Raw genomic sequence first — 17,304 nt, 5'->3', positions numbered from 1 at the left:
CCGGGCCGATCGGTCTAGATCTTGACGGACGTCTTGGCCAGCTCGTAGGCGGGCTGCATCGAGGTGAACTCGCCGGTGTCCAACGGGCTCAGCTGCACCACGACCATGCCCCGCTTGGTGTTGAGGGCGAACGCGGCGTACCTACTGCGGATGTCGTACTCCTTGTCGACCGTCTCCCAGGTCGCCTCGGCGGCCTGCGCCCCACCGATCTGCACGTCGGTGAAATCGGTGTTGGACGCCTCCTTCTTACCGATCGAGACCTTGACGAACTCCTGCAGGTGCTCGGCCGGCGCACCGCTGAGCCCGTCGGCCACGTGCACCCGGATGAACCCGATGCTGCCGGCCGGTTTGGCGTCGATCTCGCACACCACGGTGAAGTCGCCGACCTTGGCCAGCGCGGCCAGCTCACCGAGTTTCTTCACATCGATCGGCTTGGCCTTCCAATCGGCGGCCGTGGAGAACGAGATCGGCAGCTCACAGGCACTGCCCTTGGCTCCGATCGCGGCACCCGCAGCCGCCGCGGGCACGGCGGCGGGGGCGGCTGGTGCGCTGCTCGCGGGCGGCGCCACCGGCGCCTCGGCCGGCTTCGCCGACGAACAGCCACCGACGACAAGGAGTACGGCGAGCCCGAGCCCCGCCGGAACATGCATGGTCTTCACAGTTGCGAGACCCTACACAGGGGGTACGACACCCCCGCCGTCGTCTAGGCCGGAACCGGGCGGGACAGGTCGGTGACGATCCGGTCGATCTCGGCCAGAGCGTAGGCGGCGAGCCGGCGCTGGGCCGTCTCGGCCGCCGGGTCGGTCTCCTCCAGGTCGCCCAGGACGACCAGGTTCTCGTCGTTGAGGGTGTTGGCCGGCGCGGTGAAGTTGAAGCTCCCGGCGACCACCAGCCGACGGTCGATGATCATGAGTTTGTGGTGGACCTTGCGGACCCCGTTGCCGAAGGCGTTCTCGTAGAGGTCGGCGCCGGCCGCCTGCAGGCGCTTGGTGGCGGACCACTCCTGTGCGCCCTGACCCCGGTCGAGGACCCCGCGGATCGGGATGCCGGCCCGCAGCAGCCACTCCATGGTGTCGTCGATGCCGGAGGACTGGGCGAACGTGAACATCGCGAAGTCCACCCGTTCGGCCGCCTTGAGCATCTGCTTCATGATCTCCATCTCCGGCCCGTGATGGGGCGCGAAGATCGGCTTGACCCGGATCCGGCCGAGCCGGAACTCGGCCGGACGCGGGGTGACCCGCTCCTGCAGCGCGCCGAACGTGCCGGACCGCATCCGGCTGAACTCGGCCAGATACAGGCTCGCGGCGGTCTGCCCGCGCAGGATCACCAGGTGGTTGAGGTTGTTGCCGGGCTGCTCCGGGTTGTCCGGTGGGTTGATGCCGGTGTCGGTACGGGTGAAGTTCGTCGACCCGGTCAGCACGGCGGCGGTGTCGCGCCCCGGATCACGGACGATGAACTTCTGGTGGAAGATCTTCGGGTTCAGATCGGTGATCAGGTCCACCCCGGCCCGCAGTAGAGCGGCGTGGATGACCCGGTTGGTCTCGTTCTCCCCGTCCACCGCCCACGGATCGGCCCGCGGCGGATCCTCTCGGAGGTAATCACCCTCCAGAATGACCTGAATACGCACTTTACGCAGTTTGGCGGCCAGTACCGCCTCGGCGATCGGCCGCGAGTCCAGCTCCTGCACGGCGATCAGCAGGGTCTCGGTCGCCCCGCCGATGAACTCACGGATCACCGCGTCGAGATCATCGGGTGCGCCGAGCACGGGTGGTCCGGTGTAGAACTCGACACTTCCCAGGTCCAGGCCCATGACCTCAGTGTCGGCGGTAATCCCCGGCGCGTACCTCATTTGATCGGATTGTCTGATCGTAGGATTCGGTCTCATGTTCGACACCACGGCCGAGCTCCGGCCGCGCATCGGAGACCGGGCCGGGGTGTGGGAGTTCCTGCGCCTGTTCACCGCCGCGTGGGGCCTGACCGGCGCAGGCGTACGTCGATCGGGTGTCTCTGGCCTGTGTCGACATCGCCCTGACCACCGTCGTGCAGGAGCATGATTTCGAGCTCTGCAACGCCGCCGAGCTGCCGGCCGACGTGGTCGAACCGGCGCTGGCCCCGTTCGACCGGGTGCCGCTGCCGGATCTCCCGATGTGGATCGACGTCGAGGAGTCGCCGGTCCGGTGGTTCTCGGCGCCCGGCCAGTTGCTGCGCGCCCACGGCGAGGGCGGGGTGTGGGTGTGGGTCAGCGCTCAGTCGAGCACTACATTGGACGCCCTCTATGCGGCCATGCCCGCCGCGGAGGGCCACTGGAGCAACTGACCTCCGGCGTCCACGTCATACTGATCGACCTGCCGCGCGAGTCGTGAAATCGTTTCAGGGCGGGGCGGGGCATGTGGGACGACGAAGGAGGGCTCGATGGAGCCGGTGGAGACGGCAGCACTGGTACGCCGAGCGGCTGCCGGTGACGCGTCGGCCTGGGAGGAACTCGTCCGGGCCTACGCGGGTCTCGTCTGGTCCGTGGCCCGAGCCTACCGGCTGGGGCGGGCCGACGCCGAGGACGTCAGCCAGACCACCTGGGAGCGGTTCGCCCGTTCCCTGGACAAGCTGACCGACCCGGGCCACGCCGGTGCCTGGTTGTCCACGACCGCACGCCGCGAGTCGCTGCGCGTGCTCGCCGCCCGCAACCGCATGGTGCCGACAGGTGATCTCGCGTGGATCGGTCCGGCCCGGGAGGACCAGTCCCCCGAGGAGATGGCCGTCGCCGCCGACGAGGAGGTCAGACGAGACGCGCTGGCCGGCCGGCTGTGGCAGGCGCTCAACCAGCTCGGCGACAACTGCCAGCGGTTACTGCGGATCCTGATGGGCCAGCCGCCGCCCTCGTACGCCGACGCGGCCGCCGCCCTGGGCGTCCCGATCGGGTATCTCGGCCCCACCCGCCGCAGGTGCCTGGAGAAACTTCGCAAACTCGCGGATGTATCTGAGCCGGCGGAGCAGGGTCATGACTGGTGACGAAGACCTGCCGCCGTCCGAGGGAGAAACCGAAACCATGAACGTGGACGCGGCGCTGAGCGCACTGATCGCCCGGGTGGATCCGATGCCACCCGAGGTGGCCCGCTATGCGGTCGCCGCGTTCGCGTTCCGCTCCGACGGTGAGGACTTCGCCGATCTTGAATGGGATTCGCTGACTGACGCCGAGGTCCTCACCCGCGGCCCGGACGATGTCCGGATGCTGGTGTTCGGCCCGGCCGGCCCCGACGGTGTCCGTGTGCACCTCGGCCTCGCGCGTACCGCGTCGGGGTTCGAGGTGGACGGTTTCATCGAGCCGGCCGGCCACACCGAGGCGGAGTTGCTGCACGACGGGGGTGCCGTCCGCCGGCCGATCGACACCGGAGGCAGGTTCTTCAGCGATCTGCCCGTGGTCCGATCGATCCGGCTGCGGCTGCGGGGCAGCGAATCCGCGCCGATCGTCACCGGCTGGGTGGCCCTCGGCTGACCGCGAGAAAGCGAGACGACGATGCCCGGAGAGACCAGTTTCCCGAACCCGTGGGCACTTGACCCGCGAGTCCGGCGTACTGGCAACACCTACTACATGGCCAATGAGATCCTGGTGGCCGCCGACGACGCCGGAATGGTCCGCGGCGCCATGCGGGGCCTGGGCGCGCAGCGGAGCGAGGCCCCGGACGGGATCGACGAATACGTTCACCGGTACGTCCTGCCCGACACCGGTGACGACCCGCCGGTCGTGCCGCAGGTGGTGGGTCAGCTGCGAGCCCAGGGCAACAGCCCGCGGGTCGGGCTCAACCACGTGTTCGCGGCCAACGCCATCCCGATCAGCGGGCAGCCGAAACTGCACGGCGGCACCGCGACCGACCCGGTTCCGGCACCGCAGCCGGAGATCGGCGGCGTGGCCACCGACAGTCGCGTGGTGCGGGTCGCGGTCATCGACACCGGCCTGGACCCGGCGGCGCTCACCCTGCCGGTCTTCTACCAGCACCAGCGGCACGGCCGGCACGAGCCGGACGCGGTCTACGAAAACCCGGCGGTCCGGCGGATCGGCCTGATGGGCGGTCACGGCACGGCGGCGGCCGGGATCATCGCACGGTACGCCCGGCGCGCCCACCTGACGTCGATCCAGGTCCTCAACGTCCACGGGATCTGCGACGAGTGGACGCTGGCCGCCGGCATCCTGCGGGCCCGCGACGCCGGTGCGGAGATCATCAGCATGTCGCTCGGCGGCACCTACGTCGGTGACGAGGAGCCGCTCGCGCTCAAGGCGGTCCTCGACGACCTGCCCGCCGGGACGGTCGTGGTGGCGGCGGCCGGAAACGTGGACGCGGCCACGCCGAACTTCTACCCGGCCAGCCGGCCCGGAGTGGTGTCGGTGGCCGCGATCGACACCACCGACCCGGCCGGGACCGAGGTGCCCGCCCCGTTCAGCAACACCGGCGACTGGATCACCGCCTGCGCTCCGGGTGTGCGGGTGCACGCGCCGTACGTGTTCGGCACCTGGAACTACGGGGCCAACCCGATCGACTTCACCGGCGCGGTCGCGTGGAGCGGCACCTCGTTCGCGACTCCGTTCGTGGCGGCACAGATCGCGGCCAACACCACGTTGAAGGAGACGTGCGCGGAGGCCGCCGACCGGCTGTTCGGCGGGCTGACGCGGTCGTTCCCCGGCTACGGGCGGTACGTCGCGGCGCCGCCCGGGTTCATCCTCCAGTGATCACTTCACGCGGTCAGGTGACCGGCCATCATGCTCCGATGTCCGGTCACCCGACTCCAACGGCCGGGTAACCGGGCGGCGGCGCGCCGGGTGGCCGGTCCCTGCCCGGTCGGTCACCCGGCCCCGTAACAGACGTACGCGGCTGCGGCCGGGTCGTCGCCGGATTCACGCTGAGCTTCGGCCAGCGCGGTGGCCGGCGACTTCCCGGACCGTAGGTGCTCGTGCAAGCGGAGCATCACGTCGCGGGCGGCACCGTCGCGCACGGGGGCGACGGTGGCGATCACCGAACGGGTGCCCATCGCCAGCAGCGCGGCGGCGAATCCCATGATCTCGTCGCCGCGGTGCACGGTGGACATGCCCGAGTCACACGCCGACAGCACCACCAGGCCCGGGGGCTTGCGCAGGCCCTCCAGGTCGTAGACGGTCAACGGCCCGTCACCCAGCCGCAGCGCCGAGAACTGCGGATTGTCCGCTCGGAACGTGCCGTGCGCGGCGATGTGCGTACGACCGGCGCCGTCCATGGCCTGCAGGACCGCCGAGACCCGCGCGTCGGCGCCGGACAGCGCGGACGTCGCGCCGTACCGCCCGGAAAGAGCGCTGATCTCGTCCGCCGCGCCGGGCAGTCCCGGGCCCGCCACCAGCACCGTCGCGTCCCCGGACGGCTCGGCGGTGACGGCCCGCAGCCAGGCGGCGGCGCTCGGCGCCACCGACAGGGTCCGATCCCGGCAAGCCGGAAGAAGCCGCCACGGTACGCCGTGCAGGCGCCCGGACGGCACGATGACCAGGTCGGCGTCCCCGATCCGGTCCCGTAGCGGGCCGAGCAGGATCGCGTCGAGCCGTTCCCCGCCGGCGCCGCCCCCGCCGGGCCGCAGCGACATCCGGTGCAGCGCGAACCGCAGCCCGCGCACCTCGGCGTCGACCGCGGTGACCGGACCCAGGTCGTGCCGGGTCAGGCGGCCGCCGGCCAGCACCACCGCGTACATCATGTCGCCGACGGTGATCAACTCGACGAGCGCCCGGTCGCCGAGGCACGAGATCAGCGCCGGGACATCCCACCCGGCGGCCCGGCCCGAGTCGGCGGCCGCCCGGCTCGGCCCGGAGCGGCGGGTCCGTTCCCGGATCGAGCGTTCCAGCTGGGCTTGGCGATGGCTGTGGCGGCGGGCGTCGCGGCCCTCGGCCAGGGCCTGTTCCCGGTCGGCGGCCACCGCCCGCAGTTCGGCGATCTCGGCCGCGAACCCGTCGTCAGCCGGCGGAAGCGCGGGCCGGGCCTGCTGGGCGGCCGCCCGTCCACGCTCGGCCCAGGTGAGCAGCGCCAGCGCCGACCCGTCGGCCACCGCCGCGTCCATCGCGGTACGCACCAGCTCCAGTCCGTGCTCGGCGGCCCGGACCCGCAGCTCGGTGGCGCCCAGGGTGAGCCGGTGCTCGTCGAGGGCGCGCAGCCCGGCCCGTAGCGCGGCGTGCGCGCCACGCCGGTCCCCGCCGGCGATCCGCAGCAGCGCCTCGGCGTGCCAGGCGCTGACCCGCTGTGCCGCCGGACTTCCCGCGCCCCGGGCCCGGCCGGTGTGCCGCAGCAGCTCGGTGGCCTCCTCGGTGCGCCCGGCGGCCAGAGCGCACCGGGCGGCGATCAGCGCCGCATCGGCCGCGGCCACGGCCCAGCCGCCGGCCCGCAGTTCCTCGCTGCCGGCGACGGCCGCCCGCAGCAGGTCCGGCCCGTGCCGGCCGGCGGCCCAGTCGGTGCGGATCAGCATGTACCGGGCGACCGCCGCCCAGCCCGGCCGGCCCTGCTGGTCGAAGGCCCGCCCGGCCAACCGCGCCGCCTTGCGGGCCTCGTCGGTCGCGCCGCAGGCCAGCGCCGCCGCAGCCAGCAGCAGCCGGGCCTCGGCGAGGTCGGCGGCCATCCGGCGGCGGGCCAGCTCCCGGACGGCCGCGGCGGCCACCTCCCGGGCCTCCTCGTGCAGCCCGGCCGACAGCAGGACGTCACACCGGTCCATCATGATCAGCGCCGCTGACAGGTGGTTGCCGACGTAGTGTTCCTCGGCCGCGGCCAGATGCGTCAGCGCGGCCACGACCTGCCCGGCCCGCCCGGCCGCGAATCCACGGTTCCATCGCACGTCGGCGACCGCCAGGTCCTGGCCGAGCTTGCCGTACAGCTCCTCGGCCCGCAGCAGATCCGCCTCCGCCGGGCCGGACCGTCCGCGATACGCCTGGAGCACGCCCCGGTTGTTGAGCACCTTCGCCTGCCACAGCAGGTCGCCCTCGCGTCGGAACACGGCGAGCGCCCCGCCGTACTCCTTCAGGGCCTCTTCGAGAAGGCCGCGCCGCTGCGCGACGACGGCGAGTTGATGACGCAGGCGGGCCGCTTCCAGGCCTTCGAGGTGTACGGCAGCGGCCTCCCCCAGCCGTACGGCTCCCGAAATGTCTCCCTGGTCGGCCCGAACGAGTGCCAGTGTCATCCGGGCCCGTGCCGCCGGCACCGGAAGCCCCGCCTGGTCGGCGACCGCGACCGCCCGCCGCAGATGAAGCGCCGCCGAACGCATCCGGTTGCTCTCCCGGGCCGCCAGTCCGAGCACCCGTTCGGCCGCCGACTCGGCCCCGGCGTCCCCCGCTCGCCGTGCCGTGGCCCGCAGCCGCAGGGCCTGTCCCTTGGCCACTCGCGGATCGATGTGCACGAGCCGCATCGCCTCGGCCGCGATCTCGAGGAGCGCCGACCCGTCCGCGGATCCCGCCACCGGATCGACCTCCGGCAACCGCCCGGCCGGGGCCCCGTTCTCGCCCGCCCGCCCGCCGTCGCCGGACAGCGCCTGGTCCACCAGCGCCTGGGCGTCCACCGCCACCGGCCCGGCAACCGCCCGGAGATCATCCGCCGCGAGAACCCGATCGACCACCGGCAGGCCGTCTCCGGCCGGTGTCGGTTCCATCACCGGCAGGCCGTCTGCGGCCGGTGTCGGTTCCATCACCGGCAGGCCGTCTGCGGCCGGTGTCGGTTCCATCACCGGCAGGCCGTCTGGGGTCAGGACCCGATCGAACGATTCGAGGCCGTCGGCCGGTTCGGGATCGCCGGTGGGCGGGGACGGGTCGCCGTCCGGTGGGGCGCCGCCGGGCAGCGGGATTCGGTCGACCGGCGGTGTCGGGCCGGCCGGCGGGGTGGGATCGGCCATGAAGTCACCGCCCCCTGGATGTATCAGGGTGGACACTGGCCCCTCCTTCTGTACATGACACCGGTTGAGAAGGCGAACTGGATCATCACATCGGTGATCCAGAGTGGAATCAACGTAGGCAGTGTGCCGGTGTTCGCGTTGATGTCCGCACGCGGATCGCCGAGGCCTCACCCGTGACTTCTTCCAGGCGGCCGGGCCAGTTCGCCCGCCGCCCCTGATTCGTGGCTGGTTCGCAGGTCAGCGGCTGGTTCGGCGGCTGACCGACCAGGCGGGCCCAGCCCGACCGCGTCCTGGGCACACCCGGCCGGCCGCCGATCGTCGAGAACACGGCCGGACCCTGCTCAGGATATTTCCGACCGGACGACCAGACCGAACAATTTCACCGGGCATCGCGTGCGAGTCCCGGTATCACGTTCACCGTTCCCAAGGAGCAGAAGTGATCGACGCTGACCTGATGGACAAGATCCTGATAGGACTGATCGGAGTGACCGCAGACGTGTCCGATCGAGTCCTGGACCTGGTCTCGGAATTCGCCGACGAACTCGGCGACCTCTCCCACGAGGACGTCGTGAAACTCGTCGAGGCCGCCGTCACCGCTACCGCCGGAACAGCGGTGACGGCGGCGTTCAACAAACGAAAGGCCCTGGCCCACGCGGACGGCGGAATGGCCCCGATCGCCTGAGACCAGAGCACCACCCGAGACAGGGAAATTCGACCGCGCCGACGGCGTTCGTCGACAGCAGATGCGCGGCCGGGCCGGTGTGCCCGGTCGAAGCTCGGCCGGTCCGGCAACGGGACACGGCCGAACTGAGGGAGATCGGTCAGACCGAGGGGGGCCCGGTCAGATCGAGGGGGCCCGGCCGAGCCTTCGGGCTCGGCCGGGTCGGTGGGCTCGGCCGGGTCGGTGGGCTCGGCCGGGTCGGTGGGCTCGGCCGGGTCGGTGGGCTCGGCCGGGTGCGGCGCGAGCTGGGCCGGGCGGGCTACCATCGGCGGCGATCACACCGGCAGGGCGGTGTGCGTCGTGGGCGATGTGGCAGGGCCGCTCACCAGGACTGATCGAGGGGGCCCGGATGAGCTACAACCCGTACGAGCCGAACCACGACCCCTATCGGCAGCCCCAACCGCAGTTCCCGCCGGAGCCGTACTCGCCGGGGGTCGCCCCGCCTTATCCGCCGCAGACCCCGTCACCGTATCCGGCGCAGTCGTTCCCGCCACCGCCTCCGACTTATCAGGCACCACCGCCCCATTACGGGCAGTACCCGGGCTTTCACGGGCACTACCGGCCGCATGCGGCCTACGGCTACCAGCAGCCGATGCTTCTTCCGACGTCCGGGTGGGCGACCGCGGCACTGGTCCTCGGCATCGTCGGCATCCTGACCGGCTGGTGCCTGGCCGGCATCCCCTCGCTGGCCGCGATCATCACCGGTCACATCGGTCTGGCGGAGACGAACACCGGCACCCGAGGCGGACGGGGCCTTGCGGTGGCCGGCCTGATACTCGGCTACCTCGCCGTGATCCCCGGCGCGGCCCTGTTCTTCCTGACCGTCGTCGGCTCCCTCACCGGCGCCGGTAGTTGACGGTCGCCGACCGGCTCGGTTCCCGACCGGCAGCCGACCGGCTCGACACCTGACCAACGGCCGACCGGCTCGGCTCCTGACCAACGGCCGACCGGCTCGGCTCCTGACCAACGGCCGACCGGCTCGGCTCCTGACCAACGGCCGACCGGCTCGGCTCCTGACCAACGGCCGACCGGCTCGGCTCCTGACCAACGGCCGACCGGCTCGGCTCCTGACCAACGGCCGACCGGCTCGGCTCCTGACCAACGGCCGACCGGCTCGACACCTGACCAACGGCCGACCGGCTCGACACCTGACCAACGGCCGACCGGCTCGGCTCCTGACCAACGGCCGACCGGCTCGGCTCCTGACCAACGGCCGACCGGCTCGGCTCCTGACCAACGGCCGACCGGCTCGGCTCCTGACCAACGGCCGACCGGCTCGGCTCCTGACCAACGGCCGACCGGCTCGGCTCCTGACCAACGGCCGACCGGCTCGGCTCCTGACTGGCAGCCGATCGGCTCGTCGACCTCCAAACGACGCCACCAGGACAAGCCCGGCGCGACGACCCGAGAGACTGGGGCAAATTGGCCGTCGGCAACCTGGCCGCCGGCCCCGCGCGGCCCGGCGCCCGCGCGGACCGGCACCCTCAACGCCGATCTCCTGCGCGATTCCGAGACCCTGGTGAGGACCGTCGAGGGCGAGTTGCAGCAGGACGATCGACCTGGGCCGTTCAGTGCCACCGCTCCAGACCGACGCGCCCGCCACTTTCCGGCCCCCCTTCGGCATCGACGAAAACCGCTTCGCCGACCGCTTGGTCGGCCTCAGCGCGGCCCGGGGATCGGCCGTATCGGGTGGGAAGCAGGCCCGGGGATCGGCCGTATCCGGTAGGGAGCAGGCCCGAGGATCGGCCGTATCCGGTAGGGAGCAGGCCCGAGGATCGGCCGTATCCGGTAGGGAGCAGGCCCGAGGATCGGCCGTATCCGGTAGGGAGCACTCCGTTATGGATGCGTCGGCTCCCCCGAGGGTCAGGGCGCCACGTTCGCTGATCCGTCGCTCGGCCGGGCAGCTCCGGTGGTCGCCATGATGTGGTCGATGATGGCCTGGCGGCCGGGGCGGGCTTCGGGCACGGGAAGTAATGGGTAGACGTGCACGGCGCCCGGCTCCTCGTGGTAGGTCAGCGGCACCGTCGACGGTAGGCGGTCACGCAGCAGGCGGCAGTCGGGCAGGGTGATGTCGCGGGTGCCGACCAGGATCTGCAAGGGTGGCAGGCGGGTCAGGTCGCCGAAGAGAGGGCTCAACCTCGGGTCCTGAAGTGGGATCTCACCGGCCCAGGCGGTGGCCAAGGGGCGTAGGCCGGGGCGGCGCAGCCAAGGGTCGTGCGGCTCGACCTCGTCCACCTCGGGGTTGCTGATCGACAGATCGAGCCAGGGCGCTATCGCGGTCACACCCACCACTCCCCCGATCGAACCGGCCGCCGCGGCCAGACCACCGACCACGGCACCAGCCTCACCGGCCGCAGAAACGAAGCCGCCCGCCACGGAACCAGCCTCACCGGCCGCAGAACCGAACCCGCCCGCCACGGCACCACTCTCGCCGGCCGCAGTGACGAAGCCGCCCGCCACGGAACCAGTCTCGCCGGCCGCAGGGGTGGGACGGTCCGGTGCGGAACCGGCGCCAAGGGCGAAACGGCCCTCGGAACCGGGCGGGCCGGGTGGTGGGGTGGGGTCGGCGGCCATGGCCTGGGCGGCCAGCAGGGCCAAGCCTCCGCCGGCCGAGTCGCCGGCCAGGTAGCAGCGGCGACCTCGGGCCGTCTCGGCGGCTATCACGGCCGTCACGAAGGTCAGCGCCTGCAGGCCGTTGTGGGTGGGGGCCAGGCCGTAGATGGGGACGGCCACCTCGTGACCGGTCCGGGCGGCGATGTGGGCGATCAGCGACCAGTGCTGGCTGACGATCTCGCTCGTGTAGGCGCCACCGTGCAGGTAGATGACCGTCACACCGGTGTCGGGGCCGGACGGGCGGATCCGGTGCAGGTCGAAGCCGTGGTCGCGGGTGGTGCTTACGGCGTACCTCTTGAGGATCGCCGAAGGCGGCTTGGAGGGGCCCTTGGGTCGGGCGAGCGTGCGCAGGCCCGCCTCCGCCGTGGTGAATTTTCGCTGGTAGGCGAGCCTGGTGAAGGCGGCCACCACGGTCATCTGCCAGCTGGTCACGGTGCCTCGCTCACATCGCGGTGAAGATGACGGCGCGGCCCGCGGCGGCGGCCCGCTGGTAGAAGCCCTGGAGACAGACCAGGCCGTCCCACGTGTAGTGGAAATCGTCGTCGTCGGCGGCACCGTCATAGTCGTCGTCGAAGTCGCCGAAGCGTGCCCGCAGCCATGGCTCGTCGATGTCGGCCAGGGCCTCGGCCACGGCACGGACCTCGTCGGGCGCCACATACACCACATACATCTCGTCGTGCAGGTGGCGGCCACCGACGACGGCCAGGGCGAGCGGCCCGGTGCCGCCGTCGGGGTCGAGCGTGCCGTCGGTGAGGCAGCGGTGGATCGCGTCCCACGCCTTGTCGGTGTCGACCTTGAGCGCGTCGTCCGCCCAGTCCTCCTCGAGGGCGCCGATGATCTCGCTGACCGCGTCGTCGTCACCATCGGCGTCGAGCAGCAGCTTCTCCTGCTCCGCGGTGATCGCGAAATGCACTCCCAACATGGCGCCGATCATAGGGCGACCCACCGACAAAAAGACCGGCTACATTGACGGTCGAACGATCTACCAAAGGGGTGGCTACTATGCGTGTCCTCGTCGGTTCTGTGCTGACCATCCGTTCGTCCGACGTGAGGAACATCAGAAGTGGATCTACCACGTAGTTTTGTCGTTCGTGAGCGTGACCACCGCATCCACGATCCGTTCACGCCTGAGAAGCTGGACACGCTCGGTGACGCCATCCGGCTGCGGCCGGGCATGTCGGTGCTGGACCTGGCGTGCGGTAGTGGCGAGATGCTGTGCCGGTGGAGCCGGGATCACGGGATCATCGGCACCGGTGTCGACATCAGCACCGTCTTCCTGGCCGCGGCGCGGTCCCGGGCCGCGGAGTTGACGGTGGCCGACCGGGTGACCTTCACCCACGGTGACGCCTCCGGCCATGTCGCCGCGGAGCCCGTCGACGTCGCCGCGTGCGTCGGCGCCACCTGGATCGGCGATGGTGTCGAGGGCACGATCAACCTGCTGGAGCGCAGTCTGCGGCCGGGTGGCCTGATCCTGATCGGTGAGCCGTTCTGGCGGCTCGACCCACCGGATCAGGAGGCGGTGGTGGGCAGTGGTGCCGGGTCTCGGGACGATTTCGAGGACCTGCCGGGTCTGGTCGAGTCGTTCGGCCGGCTGGGTTGGGATCTGGTGGAGATGGTGCTGGCCGACGAGGACAGCTGGGACCGGTATGTGGCCGCTCAGTGGTTCACCGTCCGGGCTTGGCTGGACGAGAACCCGGACGATGAGTCGGCGGTGTCCTTTCGGGCCGAGCTGGACGCGGCGCCGGTGAACTATGTCCGTTACCAGCGGCGTCATCTGGGCTGGGGGGTGTTCGTCCTCAAGCGGCGCTGATCGCCCGCGGTTCCAGGATCACGACCTCGGTCGGGGTGGTCCGGTTGGACGCGAACGCGTCGAGGTCCTTGTTGGTGGTGCGCCACAGGGCCCAGAGGCGTTCGCGTTCGGCGCCCTCGGCGACCCGGGCTCGGACCAGGCGTTCGCCGCCCGGCCAGACGACGTGGGCGTCCGGATTGGCCTTGAGGTTCAGCCACCACGCCGGGTCGCCCTCGCCCCAGCCGTTCATGGCCAGGGTGGACAGGTTGGGGCCGTCCTCGATGTAGGCGAGGATGACGGGACGTTCCCGGCCGCTCTTCCGGCCGGTCACGGTGACCCGCATCGTTCCCCACTTCTGCGGTTTGGCCCGCTGCAGGGCGAACCGGCCGCCGGTGACACGGTAGATGCCCCGGTGCACCGCCCAGGCGGTCCGGATCACCCAGCGCGGCGGCAGCCACGGAGCCGTGGACTGTGGATTGTCTGTCACACCGATCACCTCTGACGGGGTCGAGTCCGATGCACTGACCATCCACTGTGTCACCGCGGGGCCAGTCGGATACTGGCCGGATGAGGTCACGGGGAGATGTCTGGGTGTTTCTCGGGATCGTGTTCGCCCTGCCTTGGCTGTTGCGGGGGTTGGAGGTGGTCACCGGGACGCGGTTCCTGTTCTGGGCGATCATGGTGTCGGTGGCGGTCGCGACGTGGGTGGCCGCGCGGTATTTCTGGCGGCCCGCCGAGGGCGTCGCCCGGGCCACTTCGATCCTTCCGGTACGGCCGTGGCGGCGCACCCTGGCCTGGTGCGGGTTCTCGTTCGTGCTGTTCCTGGCGATGTCGGCGGCCGCGGTCGCGCTGAACGCGGTGACCGGCGTCTACCCGGCCGACCTGGACGGGTTCTCCGCGCTGCGGGACGCCTATGCGCCGGAGACTCTCGGGCAGACCGGCGTCCCGTGGGACCTGATCGGGCAGGCGCTGCTGGCCAACCTGGGGCAGTTCGTGCTGATCCTGCCGCTGGCGTTCTACGAGGAGTGGGGTTGGCGCGGCTATCTGTTGAACCGGCTGCGGGAGCCGCTGGGTACGTGGCCGGCGATGATCGTGATCGGGGTGATCTGCGGGGTGTGGCACATGCCGGGCTTCGTCCCGGTGGGCGCGGACGGGCTGTGGCCGCTGCTGCCGTTCACCGTGTTCACGGTGTTCTTCGGGGTGCTGCTCGGGTGGCTGCGGCTGGCGTCCGGGTCGATCTGGCCGGCCGTCGTCGGGCACGCGGTCAACAACACGGTGGTGTTCTATTTCGTGCAGGTGGTGGTGGCCGACAAGGCGGCCGAGGACCGGATCGACGGGTGGTCGACCGGGCTCAGCGGCTGGCAGGGGTTGCTGATCATGAGTATTCCGATCGCGGTGCTCGCCGTCCGTACGCAAAGATCATCCGATGTCGGCATTGAGGTTCGTCAAGGGTGACGCCACCAGTCCGCAGGCCAAGGGGCCGAAGATCATCGCGCATGTGTCGAACGACATCGGCGGATGGGGCAAGGGGTTCGTGGTGGCGATCTCCCGGCGCTGGAAGGAGCCGGAACGTGCGTTCCGGCAATGGCATCGGGAGCGGGCCGGTAACGATTTCGGACTCGGGGCGACCCAGCTGGTGCAGGTGCAGCCGGACGTGTGGGTGGCCAACATGGTCGGGCAGCGCGGGATCAAGCCGGGCAGTGGCGGGCCGCCGGTGCGGTACGAGGCGATCGGCCGCTGCCTGCACACGGTCGGCGATCATGCCGTCGAGCTGGGGGCGTCGGTGCACCTGCCGCGGATCGGATGCGGGTTGTCCGGTGGAAAGTGGGAGCGGATCGAGCCGCTGATCGTGGCCGCGCTGTGTGAGCGCGACATCCCGGTGACGGTCTACGACTTCGACTGATGGTTCAGGCGTAGTGTTGCACCGACACCTTCAGCAGTGAGGGGCCACCGCCGCGTGCCTGACAGGGGTCTTGATGAATTTCGGCCATTCCACCATTCGGCTCACCGTGTCGGTGGGCCCGCTCGAGGATGACGGTCGTCTCCGGGTCTCGCTGATCGGCGAGCTCGACCACGACGAGGCCGACCGTCTTCGTGTCGCGGTGTCCGACGCGGTCGACCGCTTCGCCCCCCGACACGTCACGCTCGACGCCACTGAGCTGACCTTCCTCGACTCGGCCGGGATCCGGGCGTTGCTGGAGTGCCGTGATCTGGTCGAAAAGGCCGGGGCGGGCATGTCGGTGAGCCAGGTGAGCCCGATCGTCCATCAGGTGCTCAAGGTGACCGAGCTGCTCGACTACCTGGCGGTGTCCGCGGCGCCACTCGCGGAGGTCAAAAGGGCTGACTGATAGGTTCGGCGAGTGACAATGGGTGGATGACGGCCATCCGATGCGACGTCGAGTCGATCGGCACGCGGCTGCTGGTGCGGGTCACCGGTGAGCTGTCCGTGTCGTCGGCGCCGCAGGTCCGCCTGGCCCTGATGAAGTGCCTGGTCGAGCAGCCCGATGCGGTGGTGCTGGATCTGGCCGGGATGGGTCTGGCCGAGTCGGCCGCCGTGTCGGTGTTCCTGGGTGTGTCCCGGCAGGCCGCGGTGTGGCCGGGCACGCCGTTGCTGCTGGCGGCGCCCGCTCCGGCGTTGTCCCGGTTGCTCGGCGGCGGTGGTCACGGGCGGTTGGCGGTCTTCGACACGGTCGACGCGGCGATGTCGGCCGAGCCGGGTCCGAGCCTGCCGGTGATCAGCGACATGATGCTGCCGGTCGCCGGTGCGCCCCGCCGGTCGCGGGAGGTGGTGGCCGGGGCCTGCCTGCGGTGGGCGCTGCCGCATCTGATCGATCCGGCCTCGGTGATCGCCGGTGAGCTGGTGACCAATGCGGTGGTGCACGCGCGGACGATGCTGAGTCTGCGGCTGACGCTGAGTCGCCGCTACCTGTTGCTGGCGGTTCGGGACGGTTCGGCCGAGGTGCCGCTGCTGCCCGGTCCGGCGTTCACCGATCCGGCGGCGCCGCGCGGGTTGCTGCTGGTGGATGAGATGTCGGCGCACTGGGGCAGTCAACCGACCGGGGACGGCAAGGTGGTGTGGGCCACCCTTTTCCGATCTTGATTTGAAGCACGGCCGGGTGGGATGGCACGGTGTGCGGCATGGACCTGACCGTGATCCTCGGCCCGATGAAGGGCGGCAAGTCGCTGGAGATGATCAGCCTGCTGTCGCCGTTGCAGTATGCGAACATTCCGCACCGGGTGTTCCAGTCGGCGCGGCACGGGCGGGACACGGCGGTGACGTCGCGGTCGGGCGGCAGCCTGGAGACGGTGAAGGTGCACACGCTGGCCGGGGCGGCCGACGGCGGGGTCGAGGTGATCGGCGTCGACGAGATCCACATGTTCACCGTCGACGACATCGCGGTCCTGGGTGCGGCGGTGCGGTCCGGGGTGCGGGTGGTGGTGGCCGGGATCGACCTGGACCATCGGGGGCAGCTGTTCGCGCCGGTGCGGGCGTTGTTCGAGCTGGCTCCGGCCGAGGTGATCTACCGGCGGGCGGTCTGTGATGTGTGCCGGTCGCTGGATGCGACGCACACGCAGGTGCTGGAGCACGGTAAGCCGATGATCCGGGAGCTGGCTCCGTCGACCGCGCTGCCCGACGACGGGACGTACACGTACGAGGCCCGCTGCCGCCGGTGTGTGGTCCTACCGTGAGGCGCCCAGCCCGGTCAGGAACAGCCGGCCCAGCTCGGTGAGCATTCGTCGGGGTTCGATGCCCTGCTCGTCGGAGAGCCGGTCGCCCATGCCGTAGACCCGCTGGGCCAGGCCGAGGTAGGCGTTGGTCATGGTGGACGCCATCAGTTCCGGCGGTACCGCGTAGACCAGCGAACCGTCCCGGCGGCCGGCGTCGAGGATCTCCACGATCGGGGCGAGCAGCTCGCGGACCGCGGCGTGGAACTGCCGGCCGAGCTCGTCGGTGACGTTGACGCCGGGCTGGGCGTCGAAGACCCGGGTGAAGCGGACCTCGTCGGCGGCGTCGTCAACGAGCTGTTCGATGTCGGCGAACGCGGACCGCAGCCGTTCGGCGCCGGTGCCGGTCCAGCGCGGGCGGTACTCGTCGAGCAGCCGCGCCCACCGGTGCAGCACGTCCACCTCGACGGCGAGGGCGACCTGTTCACGGGTGGCGAAGTAGCGGTAGACGGTCCGTCTGGTCACGTCGCAGCGGTCGGCGATGTCGTCGATGGTCACCTGGTCGACGCCGCGTTCCAGGAACAGTTCCCGGGCCGCGGCGATCAGCGCCGCACGGCGTCGTTCCCGTACGCCCACG

19 protein-coding genes are annotated in these 17,304 nt (G+C 71.0%); 12 read left to right on the top strand and 7 right to left on the bottom strand.

Annotated features, from left to right (window positions below; genetic code table 11):
* Window positions 1-14 precede the first annotated feature (14 nt).
* A complete protein-coding gene (locus tag Q0Z83_RS14305; protein WP_317794390.1) occupies window positions 15-650 on the bottom strand; it encodes a lipoprotein in 636 nt (211 codons plus the stop codon).
* A 53-nt stretch (window positions 651-703) separates the two neighbouring features.
* Window positions 704-1,810, bottom strand: coding sequence for a phospholipase D-like domain-containing protein (locus Q0Z83_RS14300; protein ID WP_317794389.1), 1,107 nt, complete (start codon window positions 1,808-1,810; stop codon window positions 704-706).
* Window positions 1,811-2,001: 191 nt separating this feature from the next.
* Here Q0Z83_RS14300 and Q0Z83_RS14295 point away from each other — a divergent pair, with 191 nt between their 5' ends.
* The 4 genes from Q0Z83_RS14295 to Q0Z83_RS14280 all read left to right on the top strand — a co-directional run bounded on the left by Q0Z83_RS14295 (window position 2,002) and on the right by Q0Z83_RS14280 (window position 4,720).
* Window positions 2,002-2,316, top strand: a complete 315-nt coding sequence (locus Q0Z83_RS14295; RefSeq protein ID WP_317794388.1) for a hypothetical protein — start codon at window positions 2,002-2,004, stop codon at window positions 2,314-2,316.
* 96 nt (window positions 2,317-2,412) lie between these two features.
* A complete protein-coding gene (locus tag Q0Z83_RS14290) occupies window positions 2,413-3,006 on the top strand; it encodes an RNA polymerase sigma factor (protein ID WP_317794387.1) in 594 nt (197 codons plus the stop codon).
* Window positions 2,996-3,490, top strand: a complete 495-nt coding sequence (locus Q0Z83_RS14285) for a hypothetical protein (protein WP_317794386.1) — start codon at window positions 2,996-2,998, stop codon at window positions 3,488-3,490. The genes Q0Z83_RS14290 and Q0Z83_RS14285 overlap by 11 nt, the downstream gene beginning before the upstream one ends.
* A 96-nt stretch (window positions 3,491-3,586) precedes the next feature.
* A complete protein-coding gene (locus Q0Z83_RS14280) occupies window positions 3,587-4,720 on the top strand; it encodes a S8 family peptidase (RefSeq protein WP_317794385.1) in 1,134 nt (377 codons plus the stop codon).
* 113 nt (window positions 4,721-4,833) lie between these two features.
* On the opposite strand, the gene Q0Z83_RS14275 is transcribed toward Q0Z83_RS14280, so the two are convergent.
* Window positions 4,834-7,914, bottom strand: a complete 3,081-nt coding sequence (locus tag Q0Z83_RS14275) for a CHAT domain-containing protein (protein WP_317794384.1) — start codon at window positions 7,912-7,914, stop codon at window positions 4,834-4,836.
* A gap of 400 nt (window positions 7,915-8,314) precedes the next feature.
* Here Q0Z83_RS14275 and Q0Z83_RS14270 point away from each other — a divergent pair, with 400 nt between their 5' ends.
* Both Q0Z83_RS14270 and Q0Z83_RS14265 read left to right on the top strand, forming a co-directional pair.
* Entirely contained in the window at window positions 8,315-8,560 is a 246-nt protein-coding gene (locus tag Q0Z83_RS14270) for a hypothetical protein (RefSeq protein WP_317794383.1), read from the top strand.
* 388 nt (window positions 8,561-8,948) lie between these two features.
* Window positions 8,949-9,455, top strand: a complete 507-nt coding sequence (locus Q0Z83_RS14265) for a DUF4190 domain-containing protein (protein WP_317794382.1) — start codon at window positions 8,949-8,951, stop codon at window positions 9,453-9,455.
* Window positions 9,456-10,462: 1,007 nt separating this feature from the next.
* On the opposite strand, the gene Q0Z83_RS14260 is transcribed toward Q0Z83_RS14265, so the two are convergent.
* Both Q0Z83_RS14260 and Q0Z83_RS14255 read right to left on the bottom strand, forming a co-directional pair.
* Entirely contained in the window at window positions 10,463-11,644 is a 1,182-nt protein-coding gene (locus tag Q0Z83_RS14260; protein ID WP_317794381.1) for an alpha/beta hydrolase fold domain-containing protein, read from the bottom strand.
* A 10-nt stretch (window positions 11,645-11,654) separates the two neighbouring features.
* Window positions 11,655-12,134: a DUF1877 family protein gene (locus Q0Z83_RS14255; protein ID WP_317794380.1), complete on the bottom strand. Its 480-nt coding sequence runs from the start codon at window positions 12,132-12,134 to the stop codon at window positions 11,655-11,657.
* 141 nt (window positions 12,135-12,275) lie between these two features.
* On the opposite strand from Q0Z83_RS14255, the gene Q0Z83_RS14250 reads away from it, so the two are divergent.
* A complete protein-coding gene (locus Q0Z83_RS14250) occupies window positions 12,276-13,022 on the top strand; it encodes an SAM-dependent methyltransferase (protein ID WP_317794379.1) in 747 nt (248 codons plus the stop codon).
* On the opposite strand, the gene Q0Z83_RS14245 is transcribed toward Q0Z83_RS14250, so the two are convergent.
* Window positions 13,009-13,488 (bottom strand): nitroreductase family deazaflavin-dependent oxidoreductase, encoded by a 480-nt coding sequence (locus tag Q0Z83_RS14245; RefSeq protein ID WP_317794378.1) that lies wholly within the window; start codon window positions 13,486-13,488, stop codon window positions 13,009-13,011. The genes Q0Z83_RS14250 and Q0Z83_RS14245 overlap by 14 nt on opposite strands.
* Before the next feature lie 80 nt (window positions 13,489-13,568).
* Between Q0Z83_RS14245 and Q0Z83_RS14240 the strand changes: the two genes are divergently transcribed.
* The 5 genes from Q0Z83_RS14240 to Q0Z83_RS14220 all read left to right on the top strand — a co-directional run bounded on the left by Q0Z83_RS14240 (window position 13,569) and on the right by Q0Z83_RS14220 (window position 16,691).
* Complete coding sequence (locus Q0Z83_RS14240; protein ID WP_317794377.1) at window positions 13,569-14,456, top strand: CPBP family intramembrane glutamic endopeptidase; 888 nt, start codon at window positions 13,569-13,571, stop codon at window positions 14,454-14,456.
* Window positions 14,428-14,904 (top strand): macro domain-containing protein, encoded by a 477-nt coding sequence (locus Q0Z83_RS14235; RefSeq protein ID WP_317794376.1) that lies wholly within the window; start codon window positions 14,428-14,430, stop codon window positions 14,902-14,904. Before Q0Z83_RS14240 ends, Q0Z83_RS14235 begins: the two co-directional genes overlap by 29 nt.
* 73 nt (window positions 14,905-14,977) lie before the next feature.
* The gene (locus Q0Z83_RS14230) at window positions 14,978-15,349 is read left to right on the top strand and encodes an STAS domain-containing protein (RefSeq protein ID WP_317794375.1); all 372 of its coding nucleotides are present in this window, start codon (window positions 14,978-14,980) and stop codon (window positions 15,347-15,349) included.
* 26 nt (window positions 15,350-15,375) lie between these two features.
* On the top strand, window positions 15,376-16,101 hold the full coding sequence (locus tag Q0Z83_RS14225; RefSeq protein WP_317794374.1) for an STAS domain-containing protein: 726 nt from the start codon (window positions 15,376-15,378) through the stop codon (window positions 16,099-16,101).
* A gap of 38 nt (window positions 16,102-16,139) precedes the next feature.
* A complete protein-coding gene (locus tag Q0Z83_RS14220) occupies window positions 16,140-16,691 on the top strand; it encodes a thymidine kinase (RefSeq protein ID WP_093613220.1) in 552 nt (183 codons plus the stop codon).
* Here the strand turns inward: Q0Z83_RS14220 and Q0Z83_RS14215 are convergent.
* Entirely contained in the window at window positions 16,683-17,303 is a 621-nt protein-coding gene (locus Q0Z83_RS14215) for a TetR/AcrR family transcriptional regulator (RefSeq protein WP_317794373.1), read from the bottom strand. The genes Q0Z83_RS14220 and Q0Z83_RS14215 overlap by 9 nt on opposite strands.
* Between the last annotated feature and the right edge of the window lies 1 nt (window position 17,304).

It is taken from the genome of Actinoplanes sichuanensis, from assembly GCF_033097365.1.
GTDB classification, from domain to species: domain Bacteria; phylum Actinomycetota; class Actinomycetes; order Mycobacteriales; family Micromonosporaceae; genus Actinoplanes; species Actinoplanes sichuanensis.
This window is presented reverse-complemented; position numbering and strand designations above follow the sequence as displayed.